The organism is Curtobacterium sp. ISL-83 (genome assembly GCF_018613895.1).
Classification (GTDB): domain Bacteria; phylum Actinomycetota; class Actinomycetes; order Actinomycetales; family Microbacteriaceae; genus Curtobacterium.
Genome location: NZ_JAGGPH010000009.1, coordinates 14,698 through 34,326, shown reverse-complemented (window position 1 = coordinate 34,326; position 19,629 = coordinate 14,698). Strand labels below are relative to the sequence as shown.

The window sequence follows — 19,629 nt, the reverse complement described above, 5'->3', positions numbered from 1 at the left end:
AGTCCGTCCGCGCCCGGATCGGCCTTGTCGGTCCACATCGAGTACGTGAACTCGATCTCGAGCCCGAGGGTGGACGGGAACGTGTCGTTCGTGGACCACGACCCCGCCTGCCTCGTCACGTCGTCGGTCAGGCGGAGCCGTCCGTCCTGGATGCGGGCGGTCCCGCTCAGGGTGCCGCCGGCCGCGGTGGCGAAGTCGTTCGAGTAGGGGAAGTCGAGCGTGGCCGCGGTCGAGGTCGACGGGGCGATCGCGGGCGCGGCGAGCACGCCGAGTGCGACGAGGACCGCGCCGACGGCGGTCGACCGCCGGAGGAATCGTGATCGGACCGCTCGCGGTGGATGCGTTGGAGTGGTGGTATCTGTCATGCCACGATCGTCGCGGCCGCATCACGTCACCGCGCCGGCACGGGAGCGATCTGTGGAACGCGACGACGGGCCTCCAGGCTGTGGAGGGATGACCGAGGATGCCGAGCCCACAACGCCGCCCCGGCGGTCTGGCGTCAGCCCAACCAGACCGTGGTCTCCCCCGGCAGCACCCCGTCCCCGACCGGCCCCGACGCCACGAGCACACGGCCGTCCGGCAGCGGCACCGGGTCGACGCCGAAGTTCGTGACCGACCGCCAGCCGTCGTGCCGGCGGAACGCGACGACCTCGGCGCCGGCGTCGATCCAGGCGAGCTCCTCACCGTGCTGCAACCCACGCCGCGCTGCGAGCGCCGCCCGGTACAGCTCGAGCGTCGACGCCGGGTCGCCGTCCTCCGCCTCCACGGAGCAGGCTCCGAAGTCGGACGGCTGCGCCATCTGCGGCACAGACTCACCGAACCCGAAGGACGGTCCGGAGGTGGTCCACGGGATCGGCACACGGCACCCGTCGCGTCCCTTCACCGTGTGGCCCGACCGGATCCACTTCGGGTCCTGCAGCTGGTCCAGCGGGATCGCGGCGGCCTCGTGCAGGCCGAGTTCCTCTCCCTGGTAGACGTAGGTCGATCCCGGCAGCGCGAGCAGCAGCAGCGTGGCGGCGCGCGCACGGCGGAGTCCTTGCGCACGATCGAGCGGCGGGTTCGTGCCCTCGGACAGCAGCCAGGCATCCAGGTCGATGCCCGACGGCAGGCCGTACCGGGAGGCGTGCCGGACGACGTCGTGGTTCGAGAGCACCCACGTGCTCGACGCCCCGGACTGCTCGGCCATCGCGAGGTTCTGCTCGATGAGGGTCCGGAACACCGACGGGTCGAACGGCGCCTCGAGCAGGTCGAAGTTGAACGCCTGACCGAGCTCGGTCGGGCGGGCGTACAGGACACGGCGCGGCGCGGGCGTCCACGCCTCGGCGATCGCGGCCCGGGGCGGGTCGTACTCGTCCAGGACGTCCCGCCAGGTGGCGAAGATCGTGTGGACCTCGTCGCGGTCGTAGAGCGGGTCCGAACCGTCGAGGGGCAGCGCCTGCTCGTTCGACGGACGGTACGGCTGGCGCAGGTCCTTCGCCAGCCCGTGCGCGACGTCGACCCGGAAGCCGTCCACCCCGCGGTCCGACCAGAAGCGCAGGGTGTCCTCGAAGTCGGCGCGGACCTCCGGGTTCTCCCAGTCGAGGTCCGGCTGCTCGGGGGCGAACAGGTGCAGGTACCACTGCCCGTCCGGCACCCGCGTCCAGGCGCTGCCGCCGAAGTTCGACACCCAGTCGCTCGGTGGCAGCGTGCCGTCCTCGCCCGCACCGTCGCGGAACACGTAGCGGGCACGCTCCGGCGAACCGGGTGCCGCGGCGAGCGCCGCACGGAACCAGGCGTGCTGGTCGGAGGTGTGGTTCGGCACGATGTCGACGATCACGCGCATGTCGTGGTCGTGCGCCGCGTGCACGAGGTCGTCCAGGTCGTCGAGGGACCCGAGGCGCGGGTCGACGTCGCGGTAGTCGGCGACGTCGTAGCCGCCGTCGGCGAGCGGCGACGGGTAGAACGGCGACAACCAGACCGCGTCGATCCCGAGCGACGCCAGGTAGGGCATCCGGCTCGTGATGCCCGCGACGTCCCCGAGCCCGTCGGCGTTCGAGTCCGCGAAGCTGCGCGGGTAGACCTGGTAGACGACAGCCTGGCGCCACCAGTCGGGGTCGATCGTGCGGGGGGTGCTGGCCGGGGTCCGAAGCGTGGTCACGTCGTCAACCTACCCACGGTCGCGATGTACACGGGAATAGGAACCGCGCAGATCGAATTGGTTGTCGCTGACACCTTTTCCGTCAACCAGAAGGAACTCCATGACGAACGTCCTGGTCCTCGTCGGCAGCCTCCGCGCCGGCTCCATCAACCGCAAGCTCGCCGAGGCCGCCGAGCACCACGCCCCCGAGGGCACCACGCTCACCACGTACGACGGCATCGTCGACCTGCCGTTCTACAACGAGGACATCGACGGGGACACCCCGCCGGCCGCTGCGGTCGCCTTCCGAGCCGCGATCGAGGCCGCCGACGCGCTGCTGCTCGTCACGCCCGAGTACAACGGCACGATCCCGGCCGTCCTGAAGAACGCGCTGGACTGGGCGTCGCGTCCGTTCGGTGCGTCGCCGATCTCCGGCAAGCCGCTCGCGGTCATCGGGTCGGCCTTCGGCCAGTACGGCGGCGTCTGGGCCCACGACGACGCGCGCAAGGCAGCCGGCATCGCCGGCGCGAAGGTCCTGCAGGACGTCAAGGTCGCGATCCCGCAGTCGGTCGTCCGCTTCGCCGAGACGCACCCGCGTGAGGACGCCGAGGTCACGAAGCTCGTCCAGGACGCCCTCGCTGCGCTCGCGGACGCCTCCGACGAGCAGGTCGCCGCGTAGCGCGACGGCTGACGCTCCACGAGTCGACGCTCCACGAGACGCCGCTCCACGAGACGGACGGGAGGCGCGGTGCCAGCTGGCACCGCGCCTCCCGTCCGTCTGCGCTCGCCGGGGCGGCGCCGCACCGAGCACATCGGCGGGAAACCGCTCGGAACCCTGACAACACGAGGGACTAGCCTGATCGGCATGCCGACGCAGGAGATCACGGAAGCCTCCGGGTACTGGTACCCGGACGACGACGCGGCCCAGCGCGGCGTCACCGTGCTGAACGCACTGCGCCGCTACCGCGCTGCCGAGACCGCGATGCGCCGACGCACCCGCGACGCGATGGGCATGAACGAGACCGACCTGCTGGCGGTCCGGTTCCTGCTGCAGGCCCAACGTGCCGGCCGAACGGTGAAGCCGAAGGACCTCGCGGCGTACCTGAACATCTCGTCTGCGTCGACGACGATCCTCATCGACCGCCTGGTGCGGTCCAACCACGTCCGCCGCGACCCGCACCCGACGGACCGCCGAGCGCTCGTCATCACCGCGACGACCGAGACCGACGACGAGGTCCGCGCGACCCTCGGCATCATGCACCGACGCATGATGCACATCGCCGAGGGGCTGTCCGCCGCCGACGCCCGGGTCATCGCGGGCTTCCTCGAGCAGATGCGCGCCGCGGTCGACGAGATCGACCACACCGAGCACTGACGACGCGGCCCCTGGACTGACGACGCGGCCCCGGCACGGGCGCAGCGCGGGACCACGGCGACGCCGCGGGGCACGTCGGATCAACGTGCACTGGGAACGCCCGGCTCCCCACCGCGTAGACCGGACTGGTCACCGACGCGAAAGGAACCGATCATGCACGCATCGGACAAGCTCTCCGCCAACCTCCAGGCCGTCCTCGTCGACCTGATCGACCTGCACCTGCAGGGCAAGCAGGCGCACTGGAACATCCTCGGCACCAACTTCCGCGACCTGCACCTGCAGCTCGACGAGATCGTCGACGCCGCCCGTGAGTTCGCCGACGACATGGCGGAGCGCATGCGTGCGCTCTACGCCGTGCCGGACGGACGGTCCGCCACGGTCGCCGCGGGCAGCCACCTCGAGCCCTTCCCCGAGGGAGAGGTGCTGACGCACGACGCGATCGACATCATCACGCTCCGCCTGTACCAGGCGACCGGCACCATGCGCGACGTCCACGACGAGGTCGACGAGGAGGACCCGACGACCGCCGACCTGCTCCACGGCTTCATCGAGCGCCTCGAACAGCTCGCCTGGATGGTCTCCGCCGAGAACCGCGCCCCGCGGACGCCCCTCGCCACCGCGACCACCCCCGCGGTCGCCGAAGCGTCCGACCACTCCTAGGCCAGGGCAGCACGTGGACCTCGGGATCCAGGGCAAGACCGCCCTCGTCTTCGGCGGCGACTCGGGCATCGGCTGGAACACGGCGCGGATCCTCCTCGCCGAAGGTGCGACCGTCGTCGTCACCGACATCGACCAGGCCCGGCTCGACAACAGCGCGGACCAGCTCGAGGCGCCGCTCGGCAAGCTGCACGCCTTCGCCGCGGACGTCCGGAGCGCCGCGAGCCTGGCGTCCCTGCACGACCAAGTGCGGGACGCGGTCGGCGAGATCGACATCCTCGTGCAGTCCTCCGGCGTGACCGGCGCGCAGGGCATGTTCCACGAGGTCGACGAGGCCGGGTGGCTCGAGACGATCGACGTCGACCTGATGGGCCCCGTGCGCATCACGCGTGAGTTCATCGGCGACCTGCGGCACGGCGGCTGGGGTCGGATCGTGTACCTGGTGTCCGAGGACGCCTCGCAGCCGTACGACGACGAGCTGCCCTACTGCGCGGCGAAGGCCGGGGTGCTGTCCTTCGCGAAGGGCCTGTCGCGCTCGTACGCGTCCGAGGGGTTGCTCGTGAACACGGTGAGCCCGGCGTTCATCCACACGCCGATGACCGACGCGATGATGGACAAGCGCGCGAAGCAGACCGGGCAGTCCTTCGACCAGGCGATCGAGAGCTTCCTGCGCGAAGAGCGTCCGTACATGGAGCTCGGCCGACGCGGGGAGCCGGAAGAGGTCGCGAACGTCGTCGCGTTCCTCTGCTCCGAACTCGCGAGCTTCGTCAACGGCGCGAACTTCCGGGTGGACTCCGGGTCGGTCGCGACGATCTGACGATGACCGTACCGACAGCAGGAGACACGATGACCGACCACCGCTACCTCATCATCGGCGGCGGGATGGTCGCCGACGCGGCCGCCCGCGGCATCCGGGAACTCGATCCCGACGGTTCGATCGGCATCATCAGCGAGGACGTCGACCGCCCCTACGCCCGACCGGCGCTGTCGAAGAAGCTCTGGACCGACCCCGCGTTCGACTGGGACGAGAAGGTCGACCTGCACACCGAGGAGACCGGGGCGGCCTTCGTCCTCGGCACAGCGGTGACCTCCATCGACCGTGCTGCGAAGACCGTGACGACGGCCGACGGTCAGTCGTACGGCTACGAGCGGCTGCTCATCGCGACCGGCGGCAAGCCGCGCGGCCTGCCGGGGCTCGCGTCCTCCGAGCGGGTGCTCGACTACCGGAGCGCCTCGGACTACCGCCACCTGCGCGCCTTCGCGGACGCCGGAGCCCACGTCGTGGTCGTCGGTGGCGGCTACATCGGCACCGAGATCACCGCGGGCATCGTGCTGAACGGTGCCCGGGTGACGCTCGTCGACCCGGACGAGGTCGTCGGCGGCCGGACCTTCCCGGACGACCTCGCGCGTGCGTTCCAGCAGCGGTTCGTCGACCACGACGTGGAGCTCCGGCTCGGCCGACGTGTGTCCTCGGGGGCCGAGCACGAGGGCGGTGTGACGCTGACACTCGACGACGGATCCGTGGTGGAGGCGGACGCGGTCGTCGTCGGGCTCGGGATCGAACCGGCGACGCAGCTCGCGTCCGACGCCGGGCTCACCGTCGCCGACGGCATCGTGGTGTCGTCCACGCTCCGGACCGATGACGACTCGGTCTTCGCCGCGGGCGACGTCGCTGAGTACCCGGACCGGATCCTCGGCCGCCGCCGTGTCGAGCACGTCGACAACGCGCAGCACCAGGGCCGCCAGGCCGGGCGCAACCTCGCCGACGCGGACGAGACCTACGACTACACGCCGATGTACTACTCGGACGTCTTCGACATGGGCTACGAGGCCGTCGGGCAGCTCTCGACCTCGCTCCACACCGTCGAGGACTGGCAGGAACCGACCGTCACCGGCGTCGTCTACTACCTGGACGACGACCAGCTGGTGCGCGGCGTGCTGCTCTGGAACGTCTGGGACAAGACCGACGAGGCCCGGAAGGTCCTCGCCGAGGCCCACGCGCTCACGCCCGACATGCTGCGAGGCCGCATCACCCCCTGACCGGGCGGTCGCTGCCAAGCGGGCGGCACCGCCGTCGACGGAACCGCCGTCGACGGAACCGCCTGGAGGCCCGGTGCCGGTCCGACGGACCGGCACCGGGCCTCCAGGCGGTCGCCTGTCCGCGGCCTCGTCAACGGGCCTTGCGGACCTCCGGAGCGACCTCGTCGACCACCGCGTTGCGGTCCGCAGCGTCCACCGGCAGTCCGTCGCGGTCCGCCATCGCGAGGGCGTGCGCCGACTTCGCGTCCTCGAGTGCCTCGTCGTCGTTCCGCGCCATCCCGAACAGCTCGATGAACCGCGACTTCAGGATGAGCCAGGCGTCCGCCGGTGCGAGCCGCGCCAGGTCCGACGCCGTCGAGTCGTCCCGCACGCGCTGCAGCGACGACACCCCGCGGTCCGGCAGCTGTCCGGCGACGTGCGCGACGGCGAGCTGGGCCACCGCGTCCGCCTGCGCGTGCATGACGGAGTGCGCGCCGTCGACGACCTCGCGGAGCACGGCGTAGGGGAACACCCGTGCGAGCTTCCGGACCCAGGCCCGTGGCACCACGGCATCGCGTTCTCCGCGCACGATCAGCGTCCTCGCCTGCACGGACGCCGCTCGTTCCTCGATCGGGAACGCGATCATCTTCGGCAGCACCTTGCTGAACCAGTGCCACCCGCAGAGCGCGTACGCGGTGATGCCGTGCCACCGCACCGCGGCGGGCTCGTGCAGGGTCGAGCGGAGGAACCGGAACGCCGACTGCCGGATCGTCCGCGCCGACGCGTCGATCACCGGGCTGATCAGTACGAGGTCGGAGAGCTCCGGGCGGCGAGCAGCGACCTCGGTCACGACCTGCGTGCCCATCGAGTGCCCGACCAGCACCGGGTCGTGCAGGCCCAGTTCGTCGATCACGCGCTCCACGGCGTCCGCGTACCGCTCGATCGACACGGGACCCGAGAACCGCGGGACGCCGGCGAACCCGGGCAGATCGAGGGCGTGCACCGGGCCGTTCTCGTTGAGGTGCGGCGCCAAGCGCTCGTAGTACGTGGCCGAGATGCCGAGACCCGCGACGAGCACGAAGGCGCGCTCACCAGGCGCGCCGATCGAGCTGACCCGGACGTAGGTCCCGTCGATCGCGATCCGGTCGACCTCCACCGTGACGTCGGCGTCCTGCGCCTCGGCGAGCGCTCCGGCCGGGTCCGGGGCGGCGGCAGCGTTCTCGTCGTCGTGCACCTGGGTCTCCTCGCGTCGCGACACGACCCCGTCAGCGGGCCGAGCAGCCGCCCACGTTACCCGGCGGACGTCCGAGCCCCGGCTGAGCCGCGCCCGGAACCGGCCCTCAGCCGCTGAAGGTGTTCGCGGGGAAGCCGTGGACGCGAGTCGGCACGGCGAAGACCCCGCCGGCGTGCGGGTACTCGGCGATCTGCTCCTCCGTGAGGTTCTCGCGGGCGGACCCGATGAAGAGCGTCGACATGTCCGCGCCCCCGAACGCGACCGAGGTGACCCCCGGTGCCGGCACCTCCACCGACTCCAGCAGCTCCCCGTCGGGCGAGTACCGTTCGACGCGGCCCTCGCCGTAGATCGCGGTCCAGGAGCACCCCTCGTCGTCGCGGACGAGACCGTCGTGGGAGGCCCCCGAGACGAAGGGCTCGAGCTCCCCGAGTTCGCCGTTCGGACCGTACGAGCCGCGGTAGATCGTCGACGTGCTCGTGTCCGTCACGTACATGACGGACCCGTCCTCCGACCACTCCATGCCGTTCGTCACCCCGAAGCCACCACGCAGGACCCGCACCGTCCCGTCCGGCTCGATCGCGTACAGCGCCGCGTCGGGTGCGTCGGTGTCGAGGACCATGCTGCCGACGAGGAAGCGGCCGAAGGGGTCGCACTTGCCCTCGTTGAACCGCATCCCCGCGGCGGCGTGCTGCACGTGCGCGATCTCCCGTTCGACGACGCCGGATGCATCGGTCACGACGACGGTGTCGCCGAGGGCGGCGACGAAGCCCCCGGAGGAGCGGGGCTGGAACGACGCGAGCGGCGGTGACAGGGGCGCGCTCGTCTCGACGGTGCCGTCGGCGGTCGCCGTGGTGAGGATGCCCCGCGCGATGTCGGTCCAGCGGAGTCGTGCGGTTGCCGGGTCCCACACGATGCTCTCCGCGAGCACCGCCCGGGCATCGCAGAACACGGTCACGGGTCCGGTCGTGGCGCTGTCGCTCATGCCCTCGGTCTAGGCGGACGACCCTCCGCGCGCCCTCAGCGACATGCGGAGTACGCGGAGTCGTCGCGTCACACGTGGCAGCGTTGCTCGATGATCTGTCCCCTGCACGCTTGGGGCGACGAGAGTGTCCGCGCCCGCGGCCTCGACGCCCCGACCGCTCGGACAGCGCAAGAGCCGGGACCTGATATGCCTCAGGTGCACCGGCTCCGACTTCTCATCCCCCAGCAGGAGGCGAGCAGGACCAACATATCAGAGGCGGGCGTAGCGGGCCCGGAAGAAGCTGTAGACACCGAAGGCCAGGAACCCGATGCCGACCGCGATCAGCATGAACACGCCGCCCGGGGTCCCGTGGAGCGCCTTGAAGGCCCCGTCGAGTCCGCTCGCCTGCTGCGGGTCGCTCCGGAAGGCGGCGACCGCGATGAGCACGCCGACGATCACGACGGCGATGCCCTTCCCGACGTAGCCGACGACAGCGAGCACCGTTACCGTCCGGTCCACCGACGCCGGGGGACGGACGATCTGCTTCCGGAAGCTCCGACGGCATCCGATGACGACGAGCCCCACGCCGATCGCGATCGCGATGGCCGCCGCCAGCAGCAGCACGAACACACCGCCCGGGGTCGCGAGCGCCTTCGCCGCCGCGCTCTGCGTCGACCCGCTCGAGCTCTTGCCGGCCCCCAGCGCGAACGACGCCGCAGAGTAGGCGATCACGCCGTAGACGAGCGCCTTGCCGGCGTTCTTGGCGCGCGCGAGCCAGGCCCTGGCGCTGTCGGTCCGGCCGCCGACGACCGCCTCGACCACCAGTCGGATGGTGAGCGCGGCAGTCCCGACCGCGACGAGCCAGAGCAGCACGATCCCGCCCGGCACGTCCGCGATCTGGTGCAGGGCACCGGACTGGTCGGTCTCGCCGCCGGAGCCGTTCCCGACGCCGAGCAGGATCGCCAGGTAACCGATGAGCAGGTGGACGATGCCGCTGCCGACGAAGCCCGCCCGCGCGGTCGTCTCGAACCACTTGCTGTCCGCCGCGCGCTTCGCCTGCCGTCCGGTCTCGCGCGCTGCCTGTTCCGCCTTGTCACTCACAGATCGAGCGTGCCCGACGGCGCGGCCGCTGTCCGGGGCTCGCCGTCCGGGACGCGCTCCGCGGTCAGCACCGTCGCGAACGCACTGCCGAGCGCTGCCATGAACGCCGCGTGCACCGTCGCGCCGGGCACGACGGTCTCGCCGAACGTCAGGTCGGGCGCGGAGCAGGCATCCGCGACGACGGTCACGTCGTACCCGGCCTCGGCAGCCGCTCGGGCGGTGGAGTCGATGCACATGCTGCTCATCATCCCGACGAGGACCACCTCGTCCACGCCGGCGTCCGCCAGGTGCTCGGCGAGACCCGTGCCGATGAAGCTGTTCGGCGCGTGCTTCTCGAGCACGGTCTCACCGGCGAGGGGTTCGACGAGCGGGTAGAAGGCGAGGCCGGGGGTGTCCGGCCGGAAGAACGTGGCGTCGTCCTCGGTCGAGACGTGGAACACGTGCACGATGTGCTCCCCCGACGCGCGGAAGGCATCGACCACCCGCCGCGCGGCCCGAGCCGCGGCCTCCGGTTCGACGAGGGGGAACGCCCCGCCCGGGAAGTAGTCGAGCTGGATGTCCACCAGGAGCAGCGCACGCGTCATGGCACCAGTATGTGCCGCGCGAGCGCCGCTCCTGGGGAGCCGTCTGGCCGCACCCGCCAGGCGGGCGTGGTCACTGATCGCCGTCGCCGGGCCGGAACGTGCGGACGAGCTCGATCGTCCCGACGATGGCGGCGTTCAGGTCGCCCAGGCGCTCGGCCGGGATCCAGTACTCGAGGATGCTGCGGCCGCCGACCTGCTGCACCTCGAACTCGGCGAGGAAGTCCTGACGGACGTCGAACCTCGTGACGTGGCCGATCCCCGACGCCTTGACGTTCCAGTCGCGAGCGATCCGGGTGGCGTAGTCCTCGTTGAGGACGGGGTAGAAGATCGGCTGGTCCGGCAGACGCGGTGGCCACGCCCGCCACCCGGACGCACGGACCAGCTCCAACTCCTCCGGCCCTGTGGGGCGCCACAGCGTGACGACGCTGCGGTCGGATGTGTTCGTCATGTGCTCTCTCTCCTGGTTCGTGGTGCGTTTCGGGGTCGTGGTCTGTCGGGACGGGCGTCGCCGGGCGGCGGCGCCGCGGACGGGAGGCGCGGGGCGGGCCCGCCCCGCGCCTCCAGTCAGTCACCCTTCACGTTGACGACCTGCCGCAGCGTGTGGCGGATCGCGACCAGGTCGGCGGCGTCCGCCATCACCTGGTCGATCGGCTTGTACGCCGCGGGGATCTCGTCGAGGAACGCGTCGGTGTCCCGGTACTCGATCCCGACCATCGCCTCGCGGAGCTGCTCGTGCGTGAAGGTCCGCCGCGCCGCCGACCGCGAGAAGAGCCGGCCGGCACCGTGGGGCGATGACTCGAGCGACGGCTTGTTCCCGAGGCCCTCGACCACGTAGGACGCCGTGCCCATCGAGCCGGGGATCAGTCCCGGCTGCCCGGCCTTCGCCTGGATCGCACCCTTCCGGGACACCCACACGCTCTTGCCCCAGTGCGTCTCGCGTTGTGTGAAGTTGTGGTGGCAGTTGATGCGCTCGACCTCGTCGACCGGGGCGTCCATGACCTCGCTGAGCTGCCGGACGACGCGGTCCATCATCTCCTCGCGGTTGAGCAGGGCGAAGTGCTGCGCCCACCGCAGCTCGGCGATGTACCGGTCGAATTCCGGGGTCCCCTCGACCAGGTAGGCCAGGTCGGGGTCCGGCAGCTCGATCCACCAACGCTGCATCAGGGCCTTGGCGACCCTGATGTGCCGCTGTGCGATCTTGTTGCCGACCCCGCGCGACCCGGAGTGCAGGAACAGCCAGACCCGGTCCTCCTCGTCGAGGGAGACCTCGATGAAGTGGTTGCCGGACCCGAGCGTGCCGAGCTGGTTCCGCCAGCCGCCGTGAACACCCGACGGGTCGAAGCCGGCAGCTACGGCCATCGTCTCCAGCTCGGCGATCCGAGGAGCTGCCGTCGCGACGATCTTCCGGTTCGACGCGCCGGCCGACAGCGGGATCGCGCGCTCGATCTGCTCACGGAGCCCCTGCAGGTCCTCGGGCAGGTCCCCCTTCGCGAACTGGGTCCGCACGGCGATCATGCCGCACCCGATGTCCACGCCGACGGCTGCGGGCATGATCGCGCCGAGGGTCGGGATGACGGACCCCACGGTGGCGCCGAGGCCCAGGTGCGCGTCGGGCATCAGGGCCAGGTGCGGGAACACGAAGGGCATCCGTGCGGTCGTCCGGGCCTGCTGCTCGGTGTTGTCCTCGAGCATCGAAGCCCAGCTGAGCAATCGGTCGTTGATCTTCTTCATGGTTCGTCTCGCTTCCGTCGGGACTGTCGGTGATGACGGTCCGGGACGGACGAGACCCGCGGCGGTCGACGAGCGCTGGGCGCGTCGTGACGAGACGAGGGGGTCGGACGCCCCGGGCCGGGTGGGCACGGAGCGTCGGACGACGATCGTGCCTACACGGGGTTGCCGGAGGACTGCAGCTGTTCGCGCTCCCGCACGGGCAGCACGGCGACCGCGGCGAGCTGGTGCTCGACGCGGGGATCGCGGTACTGCTGGGAGCGCATGCGCTGTCCTTCCGGTGGTCACCCGGGGCGGGCGGTCCTGCCCGTGGTCGGGCAGAAGAGCGACAGTAGTGCGACACGCCCGGGATGCACAACCCGCCTGGCGTGTCGGCTGCTGTCCACAGCCAGGAGGCGCGACCCGCGCTGTCCACAAGGGGTACGTCCGCCGTGTGGTCGCGAAGCAGATCGGGCCAGGCTGGACCCATGACCGAACGGACCCGGGACACCCCGGACGCGACCGAGAACGAAGAACGCAGCGGCGGCTACGTGCCGCTCCGGTCCTACGGAGCGATCGGTGACGGCCGGACCGTGGCGCTCATCGCGCTCGACGGACGGATCGACTGGTTGCCGATCCCCTCGATGGACTCGCCGCCGGTGTTCGCGAGCATCCTCGATGCCGAACACGGGGGGCACGTCGCACTGCGGCCGACCGGGGACGCGTCCGTCGAACGCCGCTACGAGCCGGGCACGAACGTGCTCGTCACGACGTGGACGACCGACTCCGGGACCTGCACGGTGACCGACGCGATGGTCACCGGAGTCGCCGGACGGCTGCCGTGGGCGGAGATCGGCCGGTGCGTGCAGGGTGTGCGCGGCAGCGTCGAGCTCGAGTGGGCGATCGTCCCCGGCACGCTGCTCGGCACCGCCGAACCGAAGCGGCTGGACACCGTGAACGGGGCGGTGATCGGCATCGACGGCATCACGATCGCGATGGTCGAGCAGGGGTTCTCCCCCGTCCACGACGACGGCCCGCGGTTCTCCGGACGCTTCACCACCACCGAGGGGTCCCAGCACATCCTGACCATCGTCGGCACCTTCGACGAACCGATCTCGCTCCCCCGACCGGAGCAGAGCCTGGCGGGCATCGACCGGACGCTGGAGAACTGGGCGACCTGGTCGAAGGAGTTCTCCTACGACGGCCCGTGGGCGGACGCCGTGCAGCGGAGCGCCCTGGCCCTGAAGCTCCTGATCTACTCCCCCACCGGGGCGATCGCGGCCGCGCCGACGACGAGCCTGCCGGAGGACCGCCGGGGTGGGAAGAACTGGGACTACCGGTTCGCCTGGGTCCGCGACCTGGCGTACACGGTGCACGCGCTGTCCCGGTTCGGGTTGCGCGAGGAGACGCACGCGGCCGTGTCGTGGATGATCCGCACGATCGCCGCGGACGACGGCGGCATGCCGATCTTCTACACGCTCGACGGCCGACGGACCGAGCGGGTCGAGGAGCGTGACGTCCCGGGCTGGGACGGCATCGGGCCCGTGACGGAGGGCAACCGGGCCGCCGACCAACTGCAGCTCGGCGTGTGGGGCGACGTCTTCGCGATCATGCGGCAGTACGTCCGCTCCGGCAACGTCCTGGACCGCAAGACCGCCAAGACGCTCGAGGGGCTCGCCGACGATGCCTGCCGTCGCTGGGAACAGCCGGACTCGGGCATGTGGGAACTCGAGGACGCCCACCACTACACGACGAGCAAGATCGGCTGCTGGCAGGCCCTCGACGCCGCCGTGGAGCTGCACGACGCCGGGCAGATCGACGGCACGCGGGACCTCTGGGTGAAGAACCGGGAGCTGATCGAGGACTGGGTCGCGGAGCACGCCTGGAACGAGGAGCTCGGGCACTACGTCATGCACCCGGACACCGACGCGCTCGACACCTCGATCCTGCTGCACGCGATGAGCGCCTTCGACCGCGGCCCGCGCATGGCCTCGACGATCCGCGCGATCGAGCGGGAGCTGCAGCGCGGTCCGCTCGTGTACCGGTACTCCGGGCTCGAGGACGAGGAATCCCCGTTCGTGGCGTGCTCGTTCTGGCTCGCGGCCGCCATGGCGTGCACGGGCCGGATCGACGACGCGCGGGCGCTGATGGACGACATGGTCGACCAGGCGAACGACGTCGGGCTGTTCAGCGAGATGATCGCGGAGGACGGCCGGTTCATGGGGAACCTCCCGCAGGGGCTGTCACACCTGGCGCTGATCCAGGCGGCGCTCACCATCGAGGAGATGTCCGCTGCGGCTGAGGACTCGGACGACGCCGCCGCCGCGTGACGCCGAGCCGAGGCGCCGGATCCGAGTCCGCTCACGGCGCGGACGCGCAAGATGGTCGTGAGATGAACGACGCCGACGCACGGATGGACCGACTGCGGCGTGCCGCCCGGTACCGGTACGAGCAGCTGCAGGACCGCGAGGTCGAGCGTGGCACGCTCGACCCGGACGAGGTCCGTCGGGAACGCGAAGCACGCCCGGCGCTCCTGGCCCGCGATGTCGGGCGGCACGCGCGAGCGCTGATCGAGGACGCCGAACGACGTGGCGTCTTCGAGGGGAACCCCTACCACGGCAAGCCCCTGCCCGGGAACGACGGCCACCACGATCCGGATTGGTGGATCAAGGCGAAGATCGAACGCGAGGAGATCACCGGCATCGCCCCACCGGCCTTGGCGCTCCGCACCGAGGACGCCGAGCTCGACGACCACCTCGATGCGCTCTCGGTCGAGGACGACGTCCGGTCCGTGCTCGTCGACTTCAACGCCCGCGTGAAGGAGGCCCGTCGGCAGCTGCTCGGCGGACCGCCCGTCGTCACGCCGATGCGCGACGTCGACACGGAGGTCGAACGGTGGCGACAGCGTCGCGCCGTCCAGCGCGACGCCGACGAGCGTGCGGCGGCAGCGCGGGCCGACGCGGACCGACCCCGTCGTTGGTGGCACCGACGTCGGTGAGGGGTGTCATGCCTCCCGGCCGACGGAGCCGACACCGGGTGCGCGTTCCTCGACCTGTGACGGGTCCCGGCGCAGACGCAGAACGGGCACGGCGCCACGCGTTCGCGTGGTGCCGTGCCCGTTCGAGTGGTGCGGGTGTTACTTGATCTGCGCCGTGATGGTCGCGGTGCCGACGAGCAGACCGGCCTTGACGGCGGTCGTCTTGAAGGTGCTGTCGAGGAGCTTCGCGGCGTCCGGCGAGATGTGCACGGTGGTGCCCGTGAGGATCGCGTCGCTGCCCTGCAGCTGCAGCGGCTTGAGCGAACCACCCCAGAGCTCGAACAGGTAGGCGTTGCCGACGGCCAGCTTGCCGTTGACGAGGACGTCACCGTAGAGCTTCGAGGAACCCGGGTTGACGACGAAGTTCTCGAGCGTGACCGTGGTCGAGCCAGCGGTCAGCGTCAGGCCGGAGCCGTTGTGGTCCAGCAGGCCCTGGACGTACGGGCGGTAGTTGCCGCTCGGCGACCAGTAGGTGACCGAACCGTCGGTGATCGGGAAGGACACCGAACCGTCGGCGAGCTTCGCGGTGCCGGAGACGCCCGGGGTGAGCTTGAGGGACGTCAGCGCGGAGACGAAGCCGGCGTCGAGCTTGACCGCGGTGTTGCCGCCGAGCACGTCGGGGACCGAGGCGACGGGGGCCGGGATCTTGGAGGAGGTCGAGGCGACCGTGTGGATCGAGCCGTCGGCCTGGGCAGCCGAGACGCCGAACGCCGCGCCGCCGATGACGAGCGCGCCGGTGGTGGCGAGGGTGATCGTGGTCTTGGTGAACTTGCGCATTGGTCTTCCGTCCTTTGTGCTGTGGGGCGATCCGGTCATGACCGGTCGGTACGTATCTGTACGTACGACGAATACCGGCCGAACACGACCGGAGAACGCCCTGGGCGTTTGCCCTTGTGCCAGTGATTCGGCACCCCCCGCGAAACGGTTTGGAAACTCGTTCCTGGAAATTCTCACCCCCCGGTTTCGTACCGTGGAGGCATGTCCCCCGCACAGAGCACGAGCACCGACCGGATCCGGGCGATCGACGCCTGGTGGCGGGCCGCGAACTACCTGACGGTCGGGCAGATCTACCTGCTCGACAACCCGCTGCTGACCCGGCCCATCGACCCCGCTGACATCAAGCCACGGCTCCTCGGGCACTGGGGCACCTCCCCCGCCCTCAACCTGGTCTACGCGCACTGCAACGCGCTGATCGCCGAGACCGACCGGCAACTGCTGTACATCTGCGGGCCCGGACACGGCGGACCCGCCATGAACGCGAACGCGTGGCTCGAGGGCACGTGGGGCGAGCTCTACCCGGAGATCACGCCGGACGTCGACGGGCTGCAGCGGTTCTTCCGCCAGTTCTCGTTCCCCGGAGGGATCCCCTCGCACGCCGCACCGGAGACCCCCGGCTCGATCAACGAGGGCGGCGAGCTCGGCTACTCACTCGCGCACGCGTACGGGGCAGCGCTCGACAACCCCGACCTGGTCGTCGCGTGCGTGATCGGTGACGGCGAAGCCGAGACCGGGCCGTTGTCGGCCTCCTGGCAGGCGCACACGTTCCTCGACCCCGTGACGGACGGCGCGGTCCTGCCGATCCTCAACCTGAACGGGTGGAAGATCGCGAACCCGACGATCCTCGCGCGCATCCCCGAGTCGGACCTGACGTCGTACTTCCGGGGCCTCGGCTACGAACCGATCGTGGTCGACTCCGCCCGCGTGGACGACGACCCGTACGCCGTGCACGCGCTCTTCGACGGGGCGCTCCGACGCGCCCTCGCGAAGATCGACGACATCCAGGCAGCCGCCCGCGCCCAGGCCGCCCGAGCCGCCGCGGGCCAGCCCGCCGGTGCCGCCGACCTCCGGCCGCGCTGGCCGATGCTCGTGCTCCGGACGCCGAAGGGCTGGACGGGGCCGAAGGAGGTCGACGGCGAGCGCGTCGAGGGCACGTTCCGCGCGCACCAGGTCCCGCTGCCCGGGGTCCGCGAGAACGCCGGTCACCGCGAACAGCTCGAGGAGTGGATGCGGTCCTACCGCCCCGACGAGCTGTTCGACGAGCACGGCCAGCCGATCGGGCTGCTCACCACGATCCGACCGAAGGGCGAGGCGCGGATGAGCGCGACGCCGCACGCGAACGGCGGCAGGCTCCGGACGGCGCTCGACCTGCCCGACCTCGAATCCTTCGGTGCCGAGGTCGGCCAGGACGCCTCGGCCACGGGCACGCTCGGCCCGTGGCTCGCCGAACTCATCCGTCGGAACGGATCGACGTTCCGGCTCTTCGGCCCCGACGAGACGGTCTCGAACAAGCTCGACGCGGTGTTCGACGTGACGTCGCGGGTGTGGCGCGCGCAACGGGCGCCCGGCGACGAGCACCTCGGTGCCCGCGGCCGGGTCACCGAGGTCCTGTCCGAGCACCTGCTCGAGGGGATGCTCGAGGGGTACGTGCTGTCCGGCCGCCACGGCATCATCAACACGTACGAGGCGTTCGCGCACATCATCGACTCGATGGTCGGTCAGCACGCGAAGTGGCTGGAGTCCGCGACCGAGATCGACTGGCGCTCGCCTGTGTCCAACCTGACGATCCTGCTCTCGTCGCACGTCTGGCGCCAGGACCACAACGGGTTCTCCCACCAGGACCCCGGGTTCCTGGACGTCGTCGCCTCGAAGCAGCAGGACCTGGTCCGGATCCTGCTGCCGGCGGACGCGAACTCCCTGCTCGCCGTGGCCGCGCACGCCCTGGAGACCACGAACCGGATCGAGGTCATCGTCGCCGGGAAGCACCCGGAGCCGGTGTTCCAGTCCCTGCCGGACGCCGTCGCGCACGCCGCTGCGGGCGCTGGGGTGTGGGACTGGGCCGGGACCGAGCAGACCGTCGGGCGCACCGACGTCGTGCTCGCCAGCGCCGGGGACGTGCCGACCGTCGAGACCGTCGCAGCAGCCGACATCCTGCGGAAGCACGCACCCGACATCGGCGTGCGGGTGGTCAACGTGGTCGACCTGCTCGCGATCGGGGACCCGCGGAAGCACGCGCACCCGATGTCGGACGACCGCTACGACGCGCTGTTCCTGCCCGGCACGCCGGTCGTGTTCGCGTTCCACGGCTACCCCTCGCTGGTCCACCAGCTGACGTACCGCCGGCACGGGCACGACGACCTGCACGTGCACGGGTTCCTCGAGCGCGGCACGACGACGACCCCGTTCGACATGCTCATGCGGAGCGAGATGGACCGCTTCGCGCTGGCGCACGACGCACTCACCCGCGTGGGCGGCCACGACCACGACGACCTGCTCGGCGCACTGACCGACGCGCGGGACGCCGCCCGGGCTCACGCGTACACCCACGGTGAGGACCACCCGTCCCTGGCCGGGTGGGAGTTCGTGGGGTGGCCGCAGGACGAGCCCACCTCCGGTGGGACCGGGGGCGACCCTGGGGAGGGCGAGACCGAGGGCGCGGCCCCCGGCAACTGACGCCGGGGCGCAGTCCTCCACAGCCTGGAGGCGCGGCCCGTCTTCCACAGGACCGGCCGCGCCCGCCGCGTGGCCGGTCGTGTGCCGCCATCGTGGAACGCATGGACCTCGGGATCGTGAGCGTGCTGGTGTCGGTGACGAGCGCCGCCGTCGCGGTCGGCGCCCTCGTCGTGAACGCGGTCGACGGGCGCGCTCGGCGGCGGAATACAGAGTTCTTGGGACACCGGGACCCCTGGTGGCAGCGTTGGTCCTAGGTGGCGGACCGCGCGACGTCCGACGATGCCGAGCGACGCCGAGCTGCCGAGTTGATGGCCCGAGCAGTGTCGACGCGGGCATGGCGACGGTGGACGACGACTGGATGTTCACCATGCTGCGACGCGAACTGCCACACCGGACAGACGACGAAGGGACCCAGGATGATCTCGAAGCTGAGTGACCGCGCCTTCCGGCAGGACCTCGAGGACGCTGAACGCTGCCTGCCGCGGCTGCTCGCCGACCCGCATTACGGACCGATCCTGCGCGCTCGCGGCGCCGACCAGGAACTCGATGACATGCGGCGCGAGTGGCGGGAACGACTGGAACGTCAGCGAGCCCGCCGGCTCCGGTACGAGTCCTCCTTCGCCGAGGGGTGAACGCCGTGCCGCACTCGGTGCCACGCTGAGGGGGTGACCGACCTCGTCATCCCGGCCCCGCCCCTCCCGACCGTCCCCACGACCACGGGCGGCCGGTTCCCCGTCCGCCGCGTCTTCTGCGTCGGCCGGAACTACGCTGCGCACGCGCGCGAGATGGGACACGACCCCGACCGCGAACCGCCGTTCTTCTTCACGAAGCCGGCGGACGCGGTGGTCACCGACGGCGCCGACACGCCCTACCCGCCGCAGACCGGACGCCTCGAGCACGAGGTCGAACTCGTCGTCGCCATCGGGACGGGCGGCTCGAACATCGCAGCCGCGGACGCCCTCACTCACGTGTGGGGCTACGCCGTCGGTCTCGACCTCACCCGCCGGGACCTGCAGGCCGAGGCCAAGCGGCTCGGGCGGCCGTGGGACGGCGCGAAGGCCTTCGACGGGTCCGCGCCGGTCGGCGCCATCACCCCCGCCGCCGACGTCGACCCGACCGCCGGGGCAATCCGCCTCGCCGTCGACGGGCAGGTCCGACAGTCGGGCGACCTCTCGGACCAGATCTGGTCGGTCGCCGAGACCCTCGCTGCGTTGTCCCAGTCGGTGGCCCTCGCGCCCGGTGACCTCGTGATGACCGGCACCCCCGAGGGCGTGGGCGTCCTCCTGCGCGGGGACGTCGTCGAGGGCACGATCGAGGGGATCGGCACGGTCACGACCCGGATCGTCTGAGGTCCGCTGTCGGGATCCGGGCTCGCTGTGAACGGATGC

Annotated in this window: 20 protein-coding genes; 12 read left to right on the top strand and 8 right to left on the bottom strand. The window is 71.1% G+C overall.

Annotated features, from left to right (window positions below):
* The first annotated feature begins 24 nt into the window (after positions 1-24).
* Entirely contained in the window at positions 25-207 is a 183-nt protein-coding gene (locus tag J7E22_RS08280; protein WP_214980800.1) for a hypothetical protein, read from the top strand.
* A gap of 292 nt (positions 208-499) precedes the next feature.
* Here J7E22_RS08280 and J7E22_RS08275 read toward each other — a convergent pair whose 3' ends face one another.
* A complete protein-coding gene (locus J7E22_RS08275; protein ID WP_214980798.1) occupies positions 500-2,137 on the bottom strand; it encodes a glycoside hydrolase family 13 protein in 1,638 nt (545 codons plus the stop codon).
* Positions 2,138-2,237: 100 nt separating this feature from the next.
* Here J7E22_RS08275 and J7E22_RS08270 point away from each other — a divergent pair, with 100 nt between their 5' ends.
* The 5 genes from J7E22_RS08270 to J7E22_RS08250 all read left to right on the top strand — a co-directional run bounded on the left by J7E22_RS08270 (position 2,238) and on the right by J7E22_RS08250 (position 6,188).
* Positions 2,238-2,795, top strand: a complete 558-nt coding sequence (locus J7E22_RS08270; RefSeq protein ID WP_214980796.1) for an NADPH-dependent FMN reductase — start codon at positions 2,238-2,240, stop codon at positions 2,793-2,795.
* A gap of 186 nt (positions 2,796-2,981) precedes the next feature.
* A complete protein-coding gene (locus J7E22_RS08265; protein ID WP_214980794.1) occupies positions 2,982-3,491 on the top strand; it encodes a MarR family winged helix-turn-helix transcriptional regulator in 510 nt (169 codons plus the stop codon).
* A 153-nt stretch (positions 3,492-3,644) separates the two neighbouring features.
* On the top strand, positions 3,645-4,151 hold the full coding sequence (locus tag J7E22_RS08260; protein ID WP_214980786.1) for a Dps family protein: 507 nt from the start codon (positions 3,645-3,647) through the stop codon (positions 4,149-4,151).
* A gap of 13 nt (positions 4,152-4,164) precedes the next feature.
* Positions 4,165-4,965, top strand: coding sequence for an SDR family NAD(P)-dependent oxidoreductase (locus J7E22_RS08255; protein ID WP_214980784.1), 801 nt, complete (start codon positions 4,165-4,167; stop codon positions 4,963-4,965).
* 2 nt (positions 4,966-4,967) lie between these two features.
* Positions 4,968-6,188 carry an NAD(P)/FAD-dependent oxidoreductase gene (locus J7E22_RS08250; RefSeq protein ID WP_251008876.1) on the top strand — a complete coding sequence of 407 codons (1,221 nt, stop codon included), beginning with the start codon at positions 4,968-4,970 and terminating at the stop codon, positions 6,186-6,188.
* A gap of 130 nt (positions 6,189-6,318) precedes the next feature.
* Here the strand turns inward: J7E22_RS08250 and J7E22_RS08245 are convergent, their stop codons facing one another.
* The 6 genes from J7E22_RS08245 to J7E22_RS08220 form a co-directional block, all read right to left on the bottom strand.
* Positions 6,319-7,401 (bottom strand): alpha/beta fold hydrolase, encoded by a 1,083-nt coding sequence (locus J7E22_RS08245; RefSeq protein WP_214980782.1) that lies wholly within the window; start codon positions 7,399-7,401, stop codon positions 6,319-6,321.
* Between the two features lie 106 nt (positions 7,402-7,507).
* Positions 7,508-8,383, bottom strand: a complete 876-nt coding sequence (locus tag J7E22_RS08240; protein ID WP_214980780.1) for an SMP-30/gluconolactonase/LRE family protein — start codon at positions 8,381-8,383, stop codon at positions 7,508-7,510.
* 249 nt (positions 8,384-8,632) lie between these two features.
* Positions 8,633-9,463 carry a DUF1206 domain-containing protein gene (locus J7E22_RS08235; RefSeq protein ID WP_214980778.1) on the bottom strand — a complete coding sequence of 277 codons (831 nt, stop codon included), beginning with the start codon at positions 9,461-9,463 and terminating at the stop codon, positions 8,633-8,635.
* Positions 9,460-10,047: a cysteine hydrolase family protein gene (locus J7E22_RS08230; protein WP_214980775.1), complete on the bottom strand. Its 588-nt coding sequence runs from the start codon at positions 10,045-10,047 to the stop codon at positions 9,460-9,462. Before J7E22_RS08230 ends, J7E22_RS08235 begins: the two co-directional genes overlap by 4 nt.
* A gap of 70 nt (positions 10,048-10,117) precedes the next feature.
* Complete coding sequence (locus J7E22_RS08225; protein WP_214980774.1) at positions 10,118-10,495, bottom strand: hypothetical protein; 378 nt, start codon at positions 10,493-10,495, stop codon at positions 10,118-10,120.
* 116 nt (positions 10,496-10,611) lie between these two features.
* Positions 10,612-11,778: an RtcB family protein gene (locus J7E22_RS08220; protein WP_214980773.1), complete on the bottom strand. Its 1,167-nt coding sequence runs from the start codon at positions 11,776-11,778 to the stop codon at positions 10,612-10,614.
* 464 nt (positions 11,779-12,242) lie between these two features.
* Between J7E22_RS08220 and J7E22_RS08215 the strand changes: the two genes are divergently transcribed.
* Both J7E22_RS08215 and J7E22_RS08210 read left to right on the top strand, forming a co-directional pair.
* Positions 12,243-14,084, top strand: a complete 1,842-nt coding sequence (locus tag J7E22_RS08215; RefSeq protein ID WP_214980772.1) for a glycoside hydrolase family 15 protein — start codon at positions 12,243-12,245, stop codon at positions 14,082-14,084.
* Between the two features lie 62 nt (positions 14,085-14,146).
* Positions 14,147-14,752, top strand: a complete 606-nt coding sequence (locus J7E22_RS08210; protein ID WP_214980771.1) for a DUF1992 domain-containing protein — start codon at positions 14,147-14,149, stop codon at positions 14,750-14,752.
* 138 nt (positions 14,753-14,890) lie between these two features.
* Here J7E22_RS08210 and J7E22_RS08205 read toward each other — a convergent pair whose 3' ends face one another.
* The gene (locus tag J7E22_RS08205) at positions 14,891-15,568 is read right to left on the bottom strand and encodes a hypothetical protein (protein WP_214980770.1); all 678 of its coding nucleotides are present in this window, start codon (positions 15,566-15,568) and stop codon (positions 14,891-14,893) included.
* A 201-nt stretch (positions 15,569-15,769) separates the two neighbouring features.
* Here J7E22_RS08205 and J7E22_RS08200 point away from each other — a divergent pair, with 201 nt between their 5' ends.
* The 4 genes from J7E22_RS08200 to J7E22_RS08185 all read left to right on the top strand — a co-directional run bounded on the left by J7E22_RS08200 (position 15,770) and on the right by J7E22_RS08185 (position 19,590).
* On the top strand, positions 15,770-18,241 hold the full coding sequence (locus J7E22_RS08200) for a phosphoketolase (RefSeq protein ID WP_214980769.1): 2,472 nt from the start codon (positions 15,770-15,772) through the stop codon (positions 18,239-18,241).
* Positions 18,242-18,342: 101 nt separating this feature from the next.
* Complete coding sequence (locus J7E22_RS08195) at positions 18,343-18,495, top strand: hypothetical protein (protein WP_214980767.1); 153 nt, start codon at positions 18,343-18,345, stop codon at positions 18,493-18,495.
* Positions 18,496-18,657: 162 nt separating this feature from the next.
* The gene (locus J7E22_RS08190) at positions 18,658-18,873 is read left to right on the top strand and encodes a hypothetical protein (protein WP_214980765.1); all 216 of its coding nucleotides are present in this window, start codon (positions 18,658-18,660) and stop codon (positions 18,871-18,873) included.
* A 33-nt stretch (positions 18,874-18,906) separates the two neighbouring features.
* Positions 18,907-19,590, top strand: coding sequence for a fumarylacetoacetate hydrolase family protein (locus J7E22_RS08185; RefSeq protein WP_214980763.1), 684 nt, complete (start codon positions 18,907-18,909; stop codon positions 19,588-19,590).
* Positions 19,591-19,629 lie beyond the last annotated feature (39 nt).